This window comes from Glaciecola siphonariae, assembly GCF_042652645.1.
Lineage (GTDB): Bacteria > Pseudomonadota > Gammaproteobacteria > Enterobacterales > Alteromonadaceae > Glaciecola > Glaciecola siphonariae.
Map to the genome: position 1 here is coordinate 303,564 of NZ_JBHSGU010000002.1, position 19,733 is coordinate 323,296.

Consider the following 19,733-nt stretch of genomic DNA (forward strand, 5'->3'; position numbering starts at 1 on the left):
TTACCTATGTTTTTGTGAAGGGTAGTTGTTAAAAGGTGACTCGAATTACAGCTCAATCAAACGCTAAAAAAAAGAGAATATTATCACTACATGCGCTTAAAAAAGATTCGGCTGGCGGGCTTTAAGTCCTTTGTCGACCCCACCAACATTCCATTTCCCGGTGACATGACCGCGGTAGTGGGACCCAACGGCTGCGGCAAATCCAATGTGATTGATGCCGTGCGCTGGGTATTGGGTGAAAGTTCTGCGAAGAACTTGCGCGGAGATGCGATGACCGATGTTATTTTTAACGGTTCAAGCGCTCGCAAAGCGGTATCTCAATGCTCTGTGGAATTAGTTTTTGATAACTCCTCAGGACGCATCGGCGGTGAGTATGCCGGTTATAATGAGCTGTCGGTAAAGCGTATTGTGACCAAAGATGCCGTTTCTAGCTATCAACTTAACGCCAGCAAATGTCGACGGCGCGATATAACCGACCTGTTTTTAGGCACGGGTTTAGGACCTCGCAGTTACGCCATCATCGAACAAGGAATGATTTCAAAGCTTATTGAATCTAAGCCGCAAGAACTCAGAGTGTTTATAGAAGAAGCTGCCGGCATATCTAAGTACAAAGAGCGGCGTAAAGAAACCCTCAACCGCATTAGTCATACTAAAGATAATCTCACTCGTTTGGATGACGTACGCCAAGAACTTTCTGACCAATTAGCCAAGCTTAAGCGCCAAGCCACGGCAGCTACTCGGTACAAAGAATTAAAGGCGCAAGAACGTGAGCTTAAAGGTCAGTTAGCGACGGTGCGCTGGCTAGGGCAAAGCGAGCTGCTGCGTAAATCTGACGAGGTTATTGAGCAATACCAGCAAGAGCTCAACACCTTAGTGTCAGGTAAACAGGGCGATGAATCTGGCTTACAGGCACTTAAAAACGACCAGTCGGTATCTAAGCAAAAAATAAGCGACTTACAGCAGTTGATTTATCAGATGGGTAATGACATTACCAAGCTAGAGCAATCACAGCTTTTTGCCAAAAAACGTAGCGCGCAAATACAATCAGAAGTCTCTCAGATTATGCAGCAGCAACAAGATATACAACTGCAGGTTAACAGTATCGCAAAAGAAATAGAGCAAAGCGAAGCGCAGATACTGAGCCAAGAACCTGATATGCATATTCTTGAGGAGCAGCTGCATGAATTAGAAGATACCGTCGAGCGCTTTCAAGAACAGCAAAGCACGCTTGCAAAATCGCTTAAAGAGATAGAGCAAGACTACTATCAGCAAAAACAAAGCTTGCAGCAAAAGCATAGCCAACTGCAGCAGACATTGAGCCTGCAACAGCGCACCGAAGCACGGATTAATGAGTTAAACCAAGAGCTTGCAGAGCTTGAACGCTTCGACAGCAGTCGACAAGATGAGCTTGAGACACAGCTACGGTCGCTTGAGGCGCAGTACGATACCCTACACGCTGATCACGAAAAGATAGTTTTGTGCACAGAGGAGCTCAAAAGCAAGCAAAACGACATGGCACACGAGCGCCAGGTTGCGAGCACGCAATGCATTAAGTTGCGGGCTGAAATAGATGCTTTGAGCGCGTTGCAGCAAAGCGATGAATTAAGCCTTCCCGCCTATGCTGGCGGCGCACACAATGCAAATGCTACGGGTGATGCAAATGCTGCAGATGTTCCTAACCAAGACTCTGATAAAAAAGCAGTGCCGGTATGGCAAGCCTTGAGTCCAAAACCTGGCTTTGAGAAAGTATTGGAAAGCGCTCTGAGCCTGTTTGAAAATGCGCTGGTGGTGTCAGGTTTGGATATTGCTGAAGTACTTAAGTACGCAGATACGCAAGCCCATGGTCAGCACGCACTTTTATTTGAATCAAATTTCACTGAAAACAGCGATGAACATGATCGCTCTGAATACAAAAAACCCAGCAGCCTAGCCCAATTTGTGGAGCAGTCTCGCGTACCCTCATATTTTAATGATATTTTTGTTGCACAAAACGAGGCAGAGCTGGCCCATTTGTTAACGCACCTTGGCAGTTCGCAATATGTGATAACCAAGGGTGGTGAGCTATATGGAAAGAGCTTAATAGTGCCATACACAAAGTTAGGTGATGGCAAGGTAGTGCGCTCTGCTCGCATCGCTGCATTAAAAGAAAGCCTTGAGCAAGCAGAGCATGACCATAGTGCCTTGGAAGAGGAATTTGCTGTGCTCAGCGAACAGGTAAAACGCAGTGAACACGATGTCCAAGTGAGCGATGCCAAGCTTAACGAGAACCGAAACATGCGCACGCTCATCGCGCGCGATATTGATAACCTTAAAGCTTTGCAGTCGCAGCAGGAGGGGCGATTAGCACGCTTGAAGCAAGACCTTACTCAACAGCAAGAAACGCTTAGCCAAGAGCAAATGAGCTCTGAAATACTCAGTGAAGAAATTGAAGATGCCAGTATTGAGTTAGCGGAAATTGAAGCAAAAAAATATGATGTAGAGTCTGATCAACAGGGCGCACAAGTGCAGCTTGTTGGGGCGCAAACGCAATATCAACAGCTTCAGCACAAACTGCATGAGGGACGCCTATCGACTCAGCGTTTACAAAACAGTTACCAAATTTTGCAGGAGCAACGAAAGAATAAGGCCAATCAGCTACAAGACAACCAAGATAAGATTGAACTATTAAAAGAAGAAGCCGAGACCTTGCTAATGCCTGCCGAAGACCAGCAGGATAAACTACAAGACATGCTTGCCCAAAAGGAAACCTTAGAAGCGCAATTAGCAGAGCATCAGCAAGAGCTAGATGAGATTGAAGAAAAGATATCTACCTTAGAAAAAGGCCAGGTGGGGATAAATCAGAAAATCGATGCTATTAAACAACGCATTGAGAGTGAACGTTTGAGCGCACAAACGTCAAAGGTAAAGGCACAGTCGTTTGTTGAACAACTCGCTGAAATGAAACTTAATGTGCGTGACGTGCTCGAGACGCTTCCAGAGGACGCAAAAGAAAATGAATATCAGAGCAATTTAGATGCGGTACAGGCAAGTTTGTCGCGTTTAGGTGCAGTCAACTTAGCTGCTGTTGAAGAGTATGAAGAGCAGGCGGTGCGCAAACAACATTTAGACGATCAAAATGCAGATTTGACCCAAGCGCTCGATACGCTCGAAAGCGCTATGCGAAAAATCGATAAAGAGACTCGCGCTCGTTTTAAACATACCTTTGACCAAGTAAACGATGACCTAAAAATGCTGTTTCCGAAAGTATTTGGGGGCGGGTCAGCTTACTTGGCGCTTACTGACGACGATTTATTGGACACTGGCGTGACCATCATGGCGCGACCTCCTGGAAAGAAAAACAGTACCATTCACCTATTATCTGGTGGTGAAAAGGCACTAACCGCTTTATCATTAGTGTTTGCTATATTTAGATTGAATCCTGCACCGTTTTGTTTATTAGACGAGGTAGACGCACCATTAGATGATGCAAACGTGGGGCGTTTCTGTAAACTAGTCTCAGAGATGTCTAAAACCGTACAATTTATATACATTACTCATAATAAAGTAGCGATGGAAATGGCAAGTCATTTAACTGGCGTTACCATGGCAGAACCCGGCGTATCACGCATGGTGTCTGTTGATATGGAAGAAGCCTTGGCCATTGCACAATAACAACGAGACGAAAGGACTGTAATGCAAGAAGAACTCCGTATTGCTTTTTTTGTGATTGGCATTGTATTTATCGTGGGTATTTTACTGCACGGCGCGTGGACTATCAGAAAAAATAAAAAACAGAACCGTCCAAATACATTTCAGGCTGCTAGGGCCTCTGAACCTCGTTTTGAGCGAGCATCCGATAGCGAACTTGACGACGTAGATGATTTTGCTGAAGCTGGCGATGCAGACGATATTTACGACGACGTTGGCGTAGGACAGGCTCGAGTTATCAGTCGTACTGAATCTGTGCACGGTGATAAGGATGTTGCGTTTGGTGCAAATCCAAATGTTAATTTAGATACAGGCTACGAGAGCAATTCAGACCTCAGTACTGACAAAAGCGAAACTAAATCTGTTCCTATTTTGTCGGCGCAAGACCTTGTTCATTCGCCACTGTCGCCATCAGTTGATGACTCAAGCGAAGCTGACCACGTAAACAAAACCGCCATAGAGCCTGACATAAAAGACTTGAACGACAAACATGAGCCGGTGAGCTCATCTAATCTTACTGCTGAAGACGGCCGCCAGTCACCGGTTTATTCAGGCGTGGTTACCCAGCCCAAACCCGGATTCAGTAAACCTACAAAACCTATTGATGAAGGACTTGATAGCCAAAAAATTCCGGAACCACCGGGTTTTTTATTGAAAAAAGGCGAACTCGGAGCAAGTGTTGGCGCGGCTGATACGTCTGGCGATCAGAATATAAAAGCTCAAACGAGCGATGATGATACAGATGTTCATCTTGATACTCGCCCTGATACTAACGCTCACCCTGATCCTCAGACCCAGCCGCAAGCACAATTAGAGCCAGCCCCAGATTTTGCGCTTGACGTGCAGGAGGGTCCTGACAAACCGAAAGACAATGTTGACGCTAGCGACACGCCAAAAGGGGTTGAGAAGGAGCTTAGTTTTGCTGAACAAGCCAAGCGTTTTGTAACGCGGCGTAAAAAAACAGTGGCGGAAAAAATCCGCAAAGAGCCAGTGGTAAAAGCGAACGCTAAAAACAGCGAAGACCAAATGCGCATCGATTTTGAATCGGCCAGTCGCGTAGAAAATACGCGAGAGGAGCCCCGCCTTGACAAAGAAACTGTCTTAGAAGACAAGCCAAGCAGCAACACTAATGAGGCCGCTCCTCAAAATGATGTTTTGGTATTGAACGTGCGTGCGAGTAACGACAACCCCATAAGCGGCGCAGCTTTACTGCCTATGCTGCTTACCTTAGGGTTTAAGTTTGGTGAGCATGATATTTTTCATCGACATGTAAACACCAATGGTAAAGGGCCTATCTTATTTAGCCTTACCAATATGTTTAAACCTGGCGTGTTCGACATCGACAATATCGAAAATTTCACGACCTATGGGGTGTCATTGTTTATGATGCTGCCTATTGAGGGCGACGCACAGCAAGTCTTTAATATGATGCATAACGCGGCACGTAAAATCGCCGAAGAATTTGACTGCAAAATTTTAGACGCCAACAAGGTACTAATTTCAAAGCAGAGCTTGCAGCAATATTCAGAGCGCATTCGTGAGTTTGAGCGTCGTCGTTTAAGTCGATAACCCTAATTTTGAAAACATAGGGGCTTTAGCCCCTTTTTTGTGAGTATTTTTGGACATGTCAGACACTTCCTTAGCCAAGCAGCATCAAACGATAAAGCAGCAGTTAGAAACCTTTGCTCATCAATATTATGTGTTAGATGAACCCAGTGTTCCAGATGCAGAGTACGACCGACTAATGCAGGCATTGATTGCGCTTGAGAAGCAGGACCCAAGCCTCAGAACGCCAGATTCTCCCTCGCAAAAAGTGGGTGGAGCGGTACTCAGCAAGTTTGAGACAGTGGCCCATGAAATACCCATGCTAAGTCTTGATAATGGGTTTGCGGATGATGACCTATTGGCGTTTGAACAGAGAATTCTAGACCGCTTAAACATGACTTCAGAGATTGAGTTTGCCTGCGAACCAAAGCTAGACGGCCTTGCTGTATCAATTATGTATGAAAATGGCGTGCTTACACGAGCTGCAACCCGTGGCGATGGTCAAAGCGGAGAGAATATTACGGAAAATGTGAAAACCATTGCTAACGTTCCCCTTCGCCTGCGTGGCGATAAGCTGCCAGAACGTTTAGAGGTGAGAGGCGAGGTCTTTATGCCCAAGGAGGGTTTTGAAGCCCTCAACGCTGCGCAAAAACAAAAGCAAGCTAAAACCTTTGTGAATCCGCGCAACGCAGCAGCAGGTAGCCTTCGCCAGCTAGATTCAAAAATTACGGCTTCACGACCGCTACGCCTATATGCATATTCTGTGGGAGTGATTGAAGGCGGTGCAATCGAACAGGCAAGCACGCACAGTGAGCGCCTTGAGGCATTAGCTGAAATGGGCCTGCCGCTATGCAAAGAAACCGACACGGTTAAAGGTGCGCAGGCCTGTATAGACTACTTCAACAAGATTGGCCGCATGCGTGCAAATTTAAGTTACGACATCGACGGTGTGGTATTCAAAGTGAACAATATTGAGCTACAAACGCGGTTAGGCTTTGTTTCTAAAGCGCCGCGTTGGGCACTGGCGCAAAAATTTCCTGCACAGGAAGAAATGACGCGCTTGATGGCGGTTGAATTTCAGGTGGGTCGTACCGGCGCGATTACGCCTGTAGCGCGCCTGGAACCTGTTTTTGTTGGCGGCGTGACGGTGTCTAATGCCACTTTACATAATCAAGATGAAATAGAGCGCCTTGGCGTGAGGGTGGGCGATACGGTTATTATTCGCCGAGCCGGAGACGTTATCCCGCAAGTGGTTTCGGTTGTGCTTGATAAACGCCCTGACGACGCAGAAGAAATAGTATTTCCTAGTCATTGTCCTATTTGTGAATCGCATGTTGAAAAAATAGCCTCAGAGGCGGTTGCCCGCTGCACTGGCGGCTTGGTGTGCTCTGCCCAGCGTAAAGAGGCGATCAAACACTTTGCGTCTCGCAAAGCACTGGATATTGATGGCTTAGGCGATAAACTCGTGGAACAACTAGTAGAGCAAAAGTTGATTGAAAATCCAGCCGATCTTTTTCATTTAAGTTTACCTCAACTTACCTCTCTTGACCGTTTTGGTGATAAGTCGGCGGTCAATCTTTTGCGTGCGCTTGACGCGGCGAAAGAAACCACGCTGCCGCGTTTTTTATATGCCCTTGGTATTCGAGAAGTAGGGGAAGCAACGGCTAGAAATCTCGCTCTCCACTTTCTAAGCCTAGAAGAGGTGATTAAAGCTAGCTTTGAAGCCTTGGTAGAGGTGCAAGATGTGGGGGAAGTGGTTGCCCGCCACATATTTGAGTTCATGCATGAGCCAAGCAATCAAAGCATAATACAAAAGCTTCAAGAGGCTGGCGTTCACTGGCCTGTTATCGAACTTGCGCCTATTGAGCAGCAGCCTTTTGCCGGTAAAACCATTGTGCTTACCGGCACCTTATCGCAGATGGGGCGCAGTGAGGCTAAAGCGAAGCTTCAAGAGTTAGGTGCGAAGGTCTCATCAAGTGTATCTGCAAAAACAGATTTGTTGATTGCGGGCGAAAAAGCGGGATCAAAATTGGCAAAGGCTAGCGAGCTTGGCATTGAAACGTGGGACGAGCAAGCCTTGGTAGATTTTTTAGCGTCTCGTTAGCTAACTGCGGTGGGGACAGACCTTGAAAAAGGCCTAGGCCTGGGGTTTCTCGCCTCTGCGAGTGCGCCAGGCTTTGTTAACTGACCATCGCCATATGCCGTCTAGGCCAAAGTAACCTATAGCGCCTGCAACCACTGAACAGATTAAACAACCGAGTAAAAATGCCGGCCCTATGGTATTGATTGACTCAATTACCCAGCTCCAACTTAATTCGAAATGAAAGTTTGTCATTTCAGTCCCAAGTACAGTACTCCCCACCAAATATGCCCCGTAGAATATAGGCGGCATAGTCAGAGGATTGGTTATCCATACCGTAGCAATTGACAGCGGCAAATTAACCCTGAGTACGATTGCAGCCGCAGCCGACAGTACCATTTGAAACGGAACCGGCCAAAACGCGAAGAATAAGCCTAAGCCAAATGCGCCTTTGGCTGAACGACGATTTAGATGCCATAGATTGGGATCGTGCAACAGCGTACCGAACACTCTTAACGATTTGTTGGCTTTTACCGAATTATGATCGGGCAAAAATCGTTGAATAAATTTTCTTGGCATAAATTACTACAACCCTGGACTCGCCTTGACCACATCAGACAGAGTGCTGTTAACATTTATCATAATATTCGTCAGTAGCGCATTATGGCCTAAATTACCCCATCTTTCACTGCTAATTATTGGGACGATAGCTCTCATACTGTTGTGCGTAATTAAACATCGCTCGCATAATTGCTTATCGGCAATATCGCTAGGTGCATTACTAGGCTTTGTTTGGGCGGGTTTTACAGGCCATATGTATATTAGTTGGCAAATCGACCCTCAATTACATAATCAAAACCTAGTAATTGAGGGAAGGGTAAGTTCAGTAGTGATGACCAATGATGAGCCTGAAGATGCCTCATCACAGGGCGACCCAAGCGCAATTCGATTCAATATCCGCTTAACTCGAGCAGGAAAATCAGCTCTTTATACTTATCCGAAAGTGCGCCTTGCTTGGTACCGGCCCTCGTTTACACCTAAGCAAGGACAAAGTCTGCGCCTGCTGATAAATATGCGTGCGCCAAATGGTTTGGCTAATCCACATAGTTTTAATTATCAAACATGGTTAGTCAGTCGCAACATTGTTGCCACCGGCTATGTTTTAGATAGTCCCACAAACAAGGTGATTAAGAGCGAAGTGAGTCTTCGGCAATGGGGCATCGATGAGCTGCGTAACATCGGTTTATCAAACGATGCTTGGCTGCAAGCGTTAAGCTTTGGCTTTCGCGCTTTGCTCACCGATGATGACTGGTCACTTATGCAGGCAAGCGGTACCGCGCATTTATTTGCTATCTCTGGACTGCATGTGGGCATTGTATTTTCTTACGTGCTTTTTGCTGTGGCTAAACCCTTGGGATTTCTGCTAACGGTCGTGACTCGTTGGCAGAGCAATTATGCGATGCTCACGGGAATAATTGCTTGCAGTGCATGTGTGCTATACGCATATTTAGCCGGCTTTGAAGTACCGGTGCTCCGAGCCTTATTTGCCTTGGTGCTGTGGACCTATTTGAGCATAACCCAGTCTCACTGGCGTCTGTCGAGCATCATACTAAGCCTTTTGGCTACTTTTTTTGTGCTTTTTCCTTACGCCATTTTAGGTGTGAGCTTTTGGTTTAGTTTTATTGCGGTCTTTAGCATATGGCTATTTGTGTGGCGATTTTGGCCAAAGAAAACCCTCAGTCGCTTCGAGACATTTAAATGGGGAATTTACCTACAGATATGGTTGTCATTTATCACCCTTCCTTTAACGTTCTATGTATTTGGACAGGTGCCGATTTTTGCGTTATTTGCTAATCTTGTGCTCGTACCATGGGTGAGTATTGTGTTGGTGCCTATTTGTGTCTTAGGCACCTTGGCGCTTCTTTTGTCTTTGCCTGCCAGCATATATCAAACGTGTTTTTACCTTGCCGATGCTGCGATGAATTTTACCTTGTGGGTAATGCAGCTCACGCACACGCTCAATAGTGATGCTAAACAAGTTGCGGCAAGTCTATACGACCAGTTTTTCGTCCGCGGTATTGTCGCGCCTGACGCTTTTGTAAGCGTTTTATTAATTAGCTCGATATTGTTGATGTTATCAGTGTTGCTGCCATTTTGGAGGGGAAAGTACTGGGTGCTCAGTGCGGCAATGCTCTGTTTGATTACGCTTCATTTTACTGATGGCGCTTATGATAAAAGTAGCAACGGTGTGTCTAGAGCGCGGCTTGCAGTATTTGATGTGGGTCAGGGCAGTGCATCTTTGTTTGAGTTTACCGACTCAGAAAATGAAGCTAAGCTCTGGCTCTTTGATACTGGGGGCAGTTATCGTACGGGATTTTCCATGGCACAAAGCGTTATTGTGCCCTTTATCGACAGTGAGCTTGGCCCAAAACGCAACATTGACCATTTGTTCATTAGCCATCTTGATAACGACCATGCAGGCGGTATCAATTTTTTGTTGCAAGCACGACGAGTCGTAAAGCTCTCAAGCCCACAACATCGTTGCTCTCTGAGCACATTTACACCTCCCTCGACTTTGCCTAACAATATAAAAGTAGAAGTATTATGGCCCCTTAAACCAAGGCTAGGTGACATAAATGCAGACAGTTGCGTACTTATGCTTCATGTAAATCGCACTCGCATTTTATTTGCCGGTGACATTGAACATCAGCAGGAGCAAGCGCTGCTAGAGCTATATGACACGCGCAACAAGCTAAGCGCAGACATCTTAATTGCGCCTCACCATGGTAGCCGCACATCTTCAAGTAAGCCCTTTGTTACTGCGGTGTCGCCCAGTATTGTTGTATTTACCGCCGCTAAACCGAATCGCTGGGGGTTTCCAGATGAACATGTGCTCAAGCGTTATCAAAAACTGGGCACTGCGGTTTTGCAAACAGGCAAGCATGGCTTTATTGAATTTGATTTAAGCCAAAAGACGCTTGAATACAAAAGCTATCGCGAGCATCACTATCCTCGCTGGTATTTTAAAGCACCAATGTAAAGCGTCAAAGTAGCCTTAATACTCAGGCTTCGGGTATACTCACAGCATCAGTTACGAATAAGCCACGCTCAGCCTTATAAGGAGCATAATGGAACTTTCGGCGCATCAGCCTTTGAACAAACCTATCAGCAAGTCGATTATTCGACGTTTTGTTACTTATCTTAAGCCATTCAGAGGCCTTTTCTTGATTGCTATTGTGGGAATGGTGGGTTATTCAGCCATCGATACTTTTGTGTTGATGCAGCTACAACCCCTTATTGACGACAGCCTCAACAGTGGTAATTACCTTTATTTAAAGCTCGCAGCTTATTTTATTGTGCCTTTGTTTATTTTGCGGGGAGTGTTCAATTTTATGGGCACCTACACGCTTGAGTATGTCGGTACTAAAATCGTCATGACAATGCGCCAACAGTTATTTGAAAAATACATTCACTTGCCAATTGAATTTCATGACCACAATAGCAGCGGCACACTGATTTCAAAAATTATTTACGATACCGAACAGGTACGCAATGCCGCGGGTAAAGCTTTTTTAACGCTCATCCGAGAGGGCGCCTTGGTACTTGGCTTGTTAACTGCCATGTTTTATTACTCTTGGCAGCTATCGGTTATCTTTTTGTTGATTGGTCCACTGGTGGCGGTGATTGTTACCTTTGTGAGCAAACGTTTTCGCAAGGTAAGTAAAGCAATTCAGCAAGCGATGGGTTCGCTTACTTCGTCAATCGAACAAGCAGTAAAGGGTCATAAAGTTGTGCTTATGCACGATGGACAAGCTTTGGAGTCAGAGCGTTTTAACCAGCGTAACAATCAAAATCGTCAGCAAAATATGAAACTGGTGACATCGCAAATTTTATCTGTATCGAGCATACAAATCATTGCATCCATCGCATTAGCGGTTGTAATGTTCGTTGCCAGTATGCCGGTAATGGTGGAGCAGTTAACAGCCGGTATATTCATTAACGTGCTTGTATGTATGGTGATGCTGCTAAAGCCATTGAAGCTGCTGACGACCGTCAATACTGAATTTCAAAAGGGCATGGCCGCATGCGTCAGTATATTTGAGATATTAGATCATGAAAACGAAGCAGACACCGGAACTCATGAAATAGATAGGGCCAGCGGGCAATTAAGTTTCAATAATGTGAGTTTCACTTACCCAACAAAAACGAGCCCAGCAATTAAAAACGTAAGCTTTGAGGTAAAACCGGGTCAAACAGTAGCGCTAGTGGGGCGCTCGGGAAGCGGCAAATCGACAATATCAAACCTGCTCACGCGATTTTACTGCCCTGATTCGGGTACCATCAGCCTAGATGGCAAAAACATTCAAGACATCAAGTTGCGCTCTTTACGCAAGCAATTCGCCTTAGTGTCACAACAGGTGACCCTATTTAACGATACCATTGCAAATAATATTGCGTACGGCAAGCAAGATGAGGTGAGCCGTGAGGATATTATTCGAGCTGCTGATATTGCTTATGTGACCGATTTTGTGTCGAAGCAGTCAGACGGTTTTGATACTTTGGTAGGTGAGAACGGGCTTATGTTATCGGGTGGGCAGCGCCAGCGTATCGCGATAGCGCGCGCTATTTTGGCCGATGCACCCATTTTAATCCTCGACGAGGCGACCTCAGCCCTTGATACTGAATCAGAGAAGTTTATTCAGCGGGCACTCGACGAGTTACAAAAATCTCGCACCAGCATTGTTGTTGCACATCGCTTGTCGACGATAGAGGCTGCTGACATTATTTTGGTGGTAGAAGACGGCGAGATAATTGAGTCTGGCTCTCACGACACACTTCTCAATGCACAAGGCATGTATGCGCAGCTCCATAAAATGCAGTTTTCAGGATAATTGATGACCCTGCAAAAGGCGTGGTATCAGTCTGCAAAAGATGCTCCATGGTGGCTCTGTGTGCTTGCCCCCTTGCGTCTCTTATTCGCTATAGTCTCTGGGCTTCGCCGCAGGATGTTTCGTGTGGGTTTGCTCAGTTCATATCAGGCGGCTTTGCCGGTTGTTATCGTGGGAAATATCAGTGTTGGCGGTAACGGTAAAACGCCCTTTGTGTTGGGTTTAGCGGCATTTCTTGCAGGTAAGGGCATTAAAAGCGCAGTCCTGTCGAGAGGATATGGCGGCGAACAAAAGCACTTTCCATATTTAGTTAAGGCTGATGATAGCGCAAGAATAGTTGGCGATGAGCCAGCGTTGATGTGTCAGCGTTTGGGTGTACCTGTGGTGCTAGACCCAGTGCGCGCCCGCGGTGCACGCTTTATTAAAGAGCATACCGACGCTCAAATTATTTTATGTGATGATGGTCTGCAACACTATGCCCTGAAACGTGATATCGAGTTATGCGTAACAGATTCGCGCGGACTGGGGAATGGAATGTTGCTCCCCCAAGGGCCGCTAAGAGAAAGTAAAAGTCGTTTAAATACCGTTGACTGGATTATTTACAACGGCGCTGATAGTAAGCCGCAAGAAGTATTGCTGTCATCCTCCACACCTCTAGTTAACATGCATCTTAGGCCCGCATGTTGGATTAACCTAAGTAGCGGCAAAAAATTAGCAATAAGCGATGGTATTGATGCTTTTGCTCAAGCTCAGGATGTTACTGCGCTAGCTGGCATTGGCAGTCCTAAACGATTTTTTGATACGCTTGATACGCTTGGAATAAAATTATCGAAAACGATTTCATTTGACGATCACCACCAATTTATTGCAGATGATATCCCAAGCTCAGATGTCGTGCTAATGACTGAAAAAGACGCGGTTAAATGCCGCGCCTTTGCACATGAAAAATGCTGGTACTTGCAGGTTGATGCAATACTGGATGATGGCTTTTACGAGCAGCTTTTAAAAAAGCTAGCAATTGAAAACTGAAATGACCAAACAGCTCATATAAAAATAACGAAGCAGGTGGATACATATGACCTTTAATAAGAAGTTGCTAGATATTGTCGCTTGCCCGGTTTGCAAAGGGCGCTTAGTGCTGCATGAACAAAGCTGCCCGCTTTCTCAAACACACGACGCTCAAACACACGGCGCTCAAACACACGATGCTCAAACAAAGCAAACCGACCAAAAACAAGGCACATCGGTAAAGGCTAGCCTACAAAATAGTTCAGAACCTAACGTTGGAGGCACTGAAAGCTTAACTCAAAGTTTAGTTTGCCGCTTTGACCGTCTTTCATATCCAATAGAGGACGGCATCCCCGTTCTGCTTGAGAGCGATGCAAAGGTACTTAGCTTAGAAGAGTTAGAAAAGGTAAAAGCGCATGACTGATTTTACGGTGGTCATACCTGCTCGTTTTGCCTCTACACGTTTTCCGGGCAAACCCCTAGCGCTTATTGGCGGCAAAACTATGTTAGAGCATGTGCATCAGCGCGCCTTAGAGGCTGGTGCAAGTCAGGTGATTATTGCAACTGACGACTCCCGTATTGAAAACGCTGCCCAGCAGTTTTCAGCAGACGTATGCATGACCGATGACACCCATCAATCAGGTACCACTCGCATTGCTCAAGTCATTGCATTAAGAGGCATATCTGACGACGAAATTGTGATAAATGTTCAGGGAGACGAGCCGTTTATTCCCCCCGAAAATATACGCCAAGTGGCGCTTAATTTGGCACAAAATCCGCAATATCCGATGGCAACACTCTGCTATCCTATTGATAATGCTGAGGATGCAATCAATCCTAACGTTGTTAAGGTGGTCAAGAGCGACAGCGGCAGTGCGCTGTACTTTTCTCGTGCGCCTATTCCCTTTGGTAGAGGGCATATTGTGCAAGATAGTCAAGGTCGACTGACAATCGAAAACTGGCCAGCAAAAGGTATGCTAGAGCAAACTCCTATGTATTTCCGTCATATTGGGATTTATGGTTACAGGGCAAATTTTGTGACGCGTTTTAGTGAGATGCAAGACAGTAAGCTAGAGCAATTTGAATCGTTAGAGCAGTTACGAGTGTTAGAAAGGGGGCACCGTATTCATATTGAAGTTGCCACTGGCGCACCGCCCCATGGGGTCGATACGCCGGAAGATTTAGACCGGTTAAATGAGCAACTGAATAGGTCTTAGTCTTGGTCAGCGCTTGGCACCGCCCACATGTCATGCTCACCGGTATGAATGATTTCTACCCATAGCCTTTGACCTACGCTTAAGTCATGCACATCGTTGATATGGATAACACCGTCAATTTCTGGCGCTTCTCCAAAGCTGCGCGCGATGGCGCCTTCACTGTCTACGCTATCCACAATAACGTTGTACTCATTTCCAATTTTGGCTTGAAGGCGTTGATAGCTTATCTCAGATTGAACCTGCATAAAGCGCTTAAGACGTTGCTCTTTGACTTCTTCACTTACCGGATCAGGTAAGTCGTTTGCTCGTGCACCTTCAACGGGTGAGTATTTGAAACAGCCAACGCGGTCGAGCTGTGCTTCTTTTAAGAAGGTGAGCAACTCCTCAAACTCCTCTTCGGTTTCACCAGGGAAGCCTACAATAAATGTTGAGCGAATCACTAAATCAGGACACGTTTCTCGCCATTTTTGAATGCGCTCAACGGTGCGCTCGGCGCTCCCCGGTCGCTTCATTAAGCGCAGTATACGTTTGTTTGCATGCTGAAATGGAATGTCTAGATAGGGCAATATCTTACCTTCCGCCATCAGCGGTATTAAGTCGTCAACATGAGGATAGGGATAGACATAATGCAGCCTTACCCACATGTCCATATTGCCAAGCTGTTCACACAACTGCTGCATGTGGGTTTTTACCGGCATACCATCCCAAAAGCCGGTTTTGTATTTAACGTCTACGCCGTAGGCGCTCGTGTCTTGGGAAATAACCAATAATTCATTTACCCCAGCGGCCTTTAATCGTTTTGCTTCGCTTAATACTTCGCCAATTGGGCGACTAACTAAATCGCCACGCATGGAAGGAATGATGCAAAACGTACAGCGATGGTTGCAGCCCTCTGATATTTTCAAGTAGGCAAAGTGCTTCGGGGTAAGTTTAATACCGTGGTCGGGCACTAAATGCAGAAAAGGATTGTGCTTAGGCTTTGGTAAATGCTCATGCACTTGTGCTACCACAGACTCATAAGCGTGAGGGCCTGTTATCGACAGTACATTAGGATGCACCTCACGGATTTCATCCTCTTTCACGCCCAAACAGCCGGTTACAATCACTTTGCCATTTTCTGCTAATGCCTCGCCTATTGTGTCTAGAGACTCCTGCACCGCCGAATCAATAAATCCGCAGGTATTCACAATAACAAGTTCTGCATCGTGGTAGGTAGGCACAACATCATAGCCTTCAGTTCTCAACTGCGTGAGAATGCGCTCAGAGTCTACAAGGTTCTTCGGGCAGCCAAGGGATACAAATCCGATTTTAGCGCCTTGCTGCGTATTCATGTCTTGTTGGGAGGTGAGGACTTTTACAGGCGTTTCTAAGGTGGTCGACTGCTTTATTTTTACATCCTCTGATGGACGGTATTGCTCTACGCTCATTTCATGTTTCCGGATAATTTGGAATATGCATAGATTATATCGCAATTGCGCCGGCACAACACTCAACAAATGCCCAGCCACATAGATATAGCGTAAATAAAGCATGAGGAATGAAAGATATTTGAGTATGATTTGGTCTGTATTGTTTTGCTACGCATAAAACACTGGGCTACGCAAAAAAACACTAACCCAGACCGAAAATATCTAAGTGGGAACACTCCCAAATAGTGTATTACTTAACTAGGACGCAACTAATATGTTTTTATCTCAGTCATTGTTTATACGCCTCGCTACGAGCATCCTAATCGCAGCCATGGGGCTCACAAGCGCTTTATTTTACGCAAAAGCTCACGACGGCAATGAACAGTTAGCGGGTGTGGTGCTCGATAGAGCCGCTGACAAACGCGCCAGAGATGCGAGCCGTCATCCTGTTCAAACTCTTTCGTTCTTTCACCTTGAGCCGTCTATGCGCGTTGCTGAAGCGCTGCCAGGCACTGGCTGGTACTCAGAAATTATTGCTAACTACCTAGGTGAGAATGGAGCGCTTTATGGTATCAATTACAATGAGAGCATGTGGCCACTGTTTGGCTTTTTCACGCCTGAGCGCATCGAACAAATGTCGGCCCGCACAGCAGCCTTTCCTGAGTTAGTGGCCAATTTAGCCGACAATGGCATTACGGCAGGAGGCTTTACCTTTGATACTGCGCCAAAAAACCTTAACTCCACCCTTGACCGAGTGCTCTTTGTAAGAGCCTTGCACAATTTAGCGCGTTTTGAGTCTGAAGCTGGCACCCTTTCGCAGGCTCTTAAAGTTACTTATGAGCTACTAAAAGATGACGGTCTGGTTGGTGTAGTGCAGCATAGAGCGCCGGCCAATGCAGATGATAAATGGGCAGACGGTAGCGCTGGATATTTAAAAGAAAGTTTTGTAATTGAGCGTTTTGAAGATGCCGGTTTTGAGCTGGTAGCAAAAAGCGAAATTAATGCCAACAGCAAAGATAAACCCACCACTGACGATATTGTTTGGCGCTTACCACCGAGCTTTAACGGCACCGGCGATGATCCAGCAAAACGTGCGGCGGTTGAAGCAATAGGTGAGAGTGATCGTATGACGCTTTTATTTAAGAAGAAGGGCGCTAAGGTAAGACTTCATTAAACCGAGTATTCAGAGCATCGAGCACTCTCGTGCCGCTTAAATTTCCACTGCATCATTATGACGAAGCCGGGCGGCTAAAACCGCCCCTGTTGCTATATGCATTCTTATTGTTTCTATGCAGGGGATTTTTATTACTCATCATCTCATTATCGTTTAGAGAGGATAGTAGTCGCATGATGTCACTGTTTTTTCCAAACAAATGGGATTTTTATTTATCCTTATTACCCAGTATTCCCGCGCTTATCATTCTTATTTTATTTGCTCAGCGCAGCAAAATCTGGCTAAACGAACGTCAGTCATGGTTCAAGGTAGTGCCCATTCTATTTGTAATAGCCCTTGTTGGCGATATTGCCATACAGCTCAACATTCTATCTAGATTGGACTTTCGTTTTTCACTTACCCACGGTCTGTCGATACTGCTCGCATTGATTGGTTTGATATACGCGCATAAAAGTCGACATGTGAGAGAACTTCCAATAGATTGGGCGAAAGCAAATTGAGTGCGCGAATATAGCGCCAATACTAGGGGCGAACCCTTAGCCGAATCCCTGTCCGATTCTGAGGCTAACGCTAACGCAAGTTATAGCAATCCCTTGAATGGTTTAGTTGGTGTTAGCCATTAGCGCTTTGTCAAAATAGTCTTTTATTTTAACGTCGGGGTTTCGCACTAGTTTTTCAAAACATATTCCGGCAAAGGCATATGAGCGGTCTTTTATGACTAAGAAGATGGTGGGAGCATCAGGCGCGCTTGTGTCGTAATGCCATTGACCACCTGCAAGTGATTTAAACACCTCGCCGATATAAGCGCCATACATATTGCACAGCGTAAATACTGCTTTATCTTCTAAGGTTTCATTAGGAAAAGTGCGAATAAATTGTTCAATCGTCTCGTCAACCGACGAGATGCTATCTGCGCTTCTGTCTAATGTAATATCAAATTCTTCTTTGGCTGCTTGCACAGCGTCTTTCGCTGTTTCAACCATGAGTTCATCGAGTTCTTTTTGGAGCATTATCTTGCCAATCTGATTGATATTACGCTGACGGTAAATCAATTTTTCGATGTTGTAAAATAAGTTTTTCAAGAAGCGACGTGCCAGGGCCTTTGTCGTCAGGAGTGGGGCATATCAAAAATGCCGTCATTTGTTTAAATTCGCTGCCTTTGACGCTAATTCGCTGAAGCTTTTTTTCTGCCAGTAGCGTTTTTACCTTGTAAAGGGGCAACCAACAAAAGCCAATGTTATGCGTCAGCAAGTCTATGGCCGTATCGAACTGACTGACCGTCCAGCGGTTTTCTGATTTTAACCAACCTTGTTTTTCATCTGGCTTATCAGACGAGTCGGCAATGACAATTTGTAAATGCTGCGCTAAGGCGGTGGGTTCAACGCTGTTTAGCTGCGCCAACTCATGTTGTGGATGACATACCAATACAAACTCGACATGACACAGCGGTTCGCCTAAAAAACCTTTAGGAATAGACATGTGAATGGCTAAATCGGCCTCATGTTTTTTAATTGCATCGTCAGTGCCGGTAAGCACGGTATCTTTAATCTTGATGCGGCTACCACGTGATTCAGGTAAAAATGCCTGCAGCACCGGGTAGAGCGCTTCTCGAGGGTAGGCTAAGTCAACCGCTAATATAATTTCAGGTTCCCAATCTTGATGGATATTATGCGCAAGTAACTCCAAGGATTCGACATTTTGTGTCAGGTCACGAGAACGACGAAGCATCACTTCACCGGCTTCCGTAAGCACGGCCTTACGACCGATAACCTCAAGTAATTGAACACCCAACATAGTTTGTAACTTGGCAACGGCATGATTCAGCGATGACTGTGACTTATTAAGGGCGTCTGCCGCTTGCGCATAGCCTCCAAAATCTACCACCGCCTGCAGAATACGCCATTGTTCTAGAGTTGTTTTAGGTCTGTACATTTAACTACTCGCAAAGATGAGACATACAGTTTAGACCTTATTTTTAAGGTTAAATATTCGTAATTATAAAAATTAAACTATTCTTTATATTTACATGTAAATTTTGTTAGTACATCACAATAAGACATTTTATGAAATATGCTTCGTTTTTACCGCTCTCTGCCCTCGTTGCCCTAGGGCTAATCAATCTGCTCGTGCACTACGACGTCATTCCTCCAGGTATGAGTATATTAGAAAACTTACAGGGAGCCCTCGACCAAGGTTTTTACGCTGTGATATTTCTTATCATTCTTTTAGAGTCGATTATTTACGTCGGTTTTTACTTTCCCGGTCAATTTTTTGCGGTGCTGCTTGTGATAGGAGCCAAACCTACGCCGCTAGATGTGTTGTATTTAACATTAGCAATGGTGCTAGCGGCAACCATTGGTTCAATGATCAATTATTATCTAGGAAAAACCACAAAAGAAGAGAGCGAAGGGGAGTCGCAGACTAAACTAAAGCACCTTCTGCTCGCAATGATACACATTAATTCGTTGGCATTTTTTATGTTCAGTCAAGGTGCAAACAACAAGTCTTTTCGCGTAGTGTGGTTAGCGGGGTTATTGAATTTACCGTATTACCTACTGTTAATAGCAGGCACCGCCGTGCTTAGCGAAGAGGTGATGGCGATGGCTGAAAATACAGCCTTATTGTTTACTATCATTGGCATATGGCTAGCGGCATCACTGATTTATGATGTAAGAAAACATCAACAAAAAGATGAATGCGCCTCTTAGTTGGGTCGCTAGTTAA

15 protein-coding genes are annotated in these 19,733 nt (G+C 45.4%); 11 read left to right on the plus strand and 4 right to left on the minus strand.

Annotated features, from left to right (window positions below):
* Positions 1-90: 90 nt before the first annotated feature.
* The 3 genes from smc to ligA are packed head-to-tail and all read left to right on the plus strand — an operon-like array spanning position 91 to position 7,336.
* Positions 91-3,651 (plus strand): chromosome segregation protein SMC, encoded by a 3,561-nt coding sequence (smc, locus tag ACFO4O_RS02875; RefSeq protein WP_382405833.1) that lies wholly within the window; start codon positions 91-93, stop codon positions 3,649-3,651.
* Positions 3,652-3,672: 21 nt separating this feature from the next.
* Complete coding sequence (gene zipA / locus ACFO4O_RS02880) at positions 3,673-5,256, plus strand: cell division protein ZipA (RefSeq protein ID WP_382405834.1); 1,584 nt, start codon at positions 3,673-3,675, stop codon at positions 5,254-5,256.
* Between the two features lie 55 nt (positions 5,257-5,311).
* Positions 5,312-7,336 (plus strand): NAD-dependent DNA ligase LigA, encoded by a 2,025-nt coding sequence (ligA, locus tag ACFO4O_RS02885; protein WP_382405835.1) that lies wholly within the window; start codon positions 5,312-5,314, stop codon positions 7,334-7,336.
* 33 nt (positions 7,337-7,369) lie between these two features.
* Here ligA and ACFO4O_RS02890 read toward each other — a convergent pair whose 3' ends face one another.
* On the minus strand, positions 7,370-7,891 hold the full coding sequence (locus ACFO4O_RS02890; RefSeq protein WP_382405837.1) for a DUF2062 domain-containing protein: 522 nt from the start codon (positions 7,889-7,891) through the stop codon (positions 7,370-7,372).
* A gap of 43 nt (positions 7,892-7,934) precedes the next feature.
* Between ACFO4O_RS02890 and ACFO4O_RS02895 the strand changes: the two genes are divergently transcribed.
* The 5 genes from ACFO4O_RS02895 (at position 7,935) to kdsB (ending at position 14,426) form a co-directional block, all read left to right on the plus strand.
* Entirely contained in the window at positions 7,935-10,352 is a 2,418-nt protein-coding gene (locus ACFO4O_RS02895; RefSeq protein WP_382408204.1) for a DNA internalization-related competence protein ComEC/Rec2, read from the plus strand.
* A gap of 88 nt (positions 10,353-10,440) precedes the next feature.
* Entirely contained in the window at positions 10,441-12,204 is a 1,764-nt protein-coding gene (msbA, locus tag ACFO4O_RS02900) for a lipid A export permease/ATP-binding protein MsbA (protein ID WP_382405838.1), read from the plus strand.
* A 3-nt stretch (positions 12,205-12,207) separates the two neighbouring features.
* A complete protein-coding gene (gene lpxK / locus ACFO4O_RS02905) occupies positions 12,208-13,230 on the plus strand; it encodes a tetraacyldisaccharide 4'-kinase (protein ID WP_382405840.1) in 1,023 nt (340 codons plus the stop codon).
* Between the two features lie 46 nt (positions 13,231-13,276).
* Positions 13,277-13,633, plus strand: a complete 357-nt coding sequence (locus ACFO4O_RS02910) for a Trm112 family protein (protein WP_382405841.1) — start codon at positions 13,277-13,279, stop codon at positions 13,631-13,633.
* Positions 13,626-14,426: a 3-deoxy-manno-octulosonate cytidylyltransferase gene (kdsB, locus tag ACFO4O_RS02915; protein ID WP_382405842.1), complete on the plus strand. Its 801-nt coding sequence runs from the start codon at positions 13,626-13,628 to the stop codon at positions 14,424-14,426. Before ACFO4O_RS02910 ends, kdsB begins: the two co-directional genes overlap by 8 nt.
* Here the strand turns inward: kdsB and rimO are convergent.
* Positions 14,423-15,853 carry a 30S ribosomal protein S12 methylthiotransferase RimO gene (gene rimO / locus ACFO4O_RS02920; RefSeq protein ID WP_382405844.1) on the minus strand — a complete coding sequence of 477 codons (1,431 nt, stop codon included), beginning with the start codon at positions 15,851-15,853 and terminating at the stop codon, positions 14,423-14,425. The genes kdsB and rimO overlap by 4 nt on opposite strands.
* A gap of 256 nt (positions 15,854-16,109) precedes the next feature.
* Here rimO and ACFO4O_RS02925 point away from each other — a divergent pair, with 256 nt between their 5' ends.
* Both ACFO4O_RS02925 and ACFO4O_RS02930 read left to right on the plus strand, forming a co-directional pair.
* Entirely contained in the window at positions 16,110-17,009 is a 900-nt protein-coding gene (locus ACFO4O_RS02925) for a class I SAM-dependent methyltransferase (RefSeq protein ID WP_382405846.1), read from the plus strand.
* Between the two features lie 29 nt (positions 17,010-17,038).
* Positions 17,039-17,509, plus strand: a complete 471-nt coding sequence (locus tag ACFO4O_RS02930; RefSeq protein ID WP_382405847.1) for a DUF2919 family protein — start codon at positions 17,039-17,041, stop codon at positions 17,507-17,509.
* A 102-nt stretch (positions 17,510-17,611) separates the two neighbouring features.
* On the opposite strand, the gene ACFO4O_RS02935 is transcribed toward ACFO4O_RS02930, so the two are convergent.
* On the minus strand, positions 17,612-18,019 hold the full coding sequence (locus tag ACFO4O_RS02935) for a hypothetical protein (RefSeq protein ID WP_382405849.1): 408 nt from the start codon (positions 18,017-18,019) through the stop codon (positions 17,612-17,614).
* Positions 18,020-18,041: 22 nt separating this feature from the next.
* A complete protein-coding gene (locus tag ACFO4O_RS02940) occupies positions 18,042-18,941 on the minus strand; it encodes a LysR family transcriptional regulator (protein ID WP_382405850.1) in 900 nt (299 codons plus the stop codon).
* A gap of 131 nt (positions 18,942-19,072) precedes the next feature.
* On the opposite strand from ACFO4O_RS02940, the gene ACFO4O_RS02945 reads away from it, so the two are divergent.
* Positions 19,073-19,717, plus strand: coding sequence for a DedA family protein (locus tag ACFO4O_RS02945; protein ID WP_382405851.1), 645 nt, complete (start codon positions 19,073-19,075; stop codon positions 19,715-19,717).
* Positions 19,718-19,733 lie beyond the last annotated feature (16 nt).

Bases quoted from the DNA above. Each gene is read 5' to 3' on its own strand.
- lpxK (WP_382405840.1), top strand. From the start codon at position 12,208: ATGACCCTGCAAAAGGCGTGGTATCAGTCTGCAAAAGATGCTCCATGG.
- ACFO4O_RS02940 (WP_382405850.1), bottom strand. From the start codon at position 18,941: ATGTACAGACCTAAAACAACTCTAGAACAATGGCGTATTCTGCAGGCG.
- rimO (WP_382405844.1), bottom strand. From the start codon at position 15,853: ATGAGCGTAGAGCAATACCGTCCATCAGAGGATGTAAAAATAAAGCAG.
- ligA (WP_382405835.1), top strand. From the start codon at position 5,312: ATGTCAGACACTTCCTTAGCCAAGCAGCATCAAACGATAAAGCAGCAG.
- msbA (WP_382405838.1), top strand. From the start codon at position 10,441: ATGGAACTTTCGGCGCATCAGCCTTTGAACAAACCTATCAGCAAGTCG.
- ACFO4O_RS02945 (WP_382405851.1), top strand. From the start codon at position 19,073: ATGAAATATGCTTCGTTTTTACCGCTCTCTGCCCTCGTTGCCCTAGGG.
- kdsB (WP_382405842.1), top strand. From the start codon at position 13,626: ATGACTGATTTTACGGTGGTCATACCTGCTCGTTTTGCCTCTACACGT.
- ACFO4O_RS02925 (WP_382405846.1), top strand. From the start codon at position 16,110: ATGTTTTTATCTCAGTCATTGTTTATACGCCTCGCTACGAGCATCCTA.
- zipA (WP_382405834.1), top strand. From the start codon at position 3,673: ATGCAAGAAGAACTCCGTATTGCTTTTTTTGTGATTGGCATTGTATTT.
- ACFO4O_RS02910 (WP_382405841.1), top strand. From the start codon at position 13,277: ATGACCTTTAATAAGAAGTTGCTAGATATTGTCGCTTGCCCGGTTTGC.
- ACFO4O_RS02890 (WP_382405837.1), bottom strand. From the start codon at position 7,891: ATGCCAAGAAAATTTATTCAACGATTTTTGCCCGATCATAATTCGGTA.
- smc (WP_382405833.1), top strand. From the start codon at position 91: ATGCGCTTAAAAAAGATTCGGCTGGCGGGCTTTAAGTCCTTTGTCGAC.
- ACFO4O_RS02935 (WP_382405849.1), bottom strand. From the start codon at position 18,019: ATGCTCCAAAAAGAACTCGATGAACTCATGGTTGAAACAGCGAAAGAC.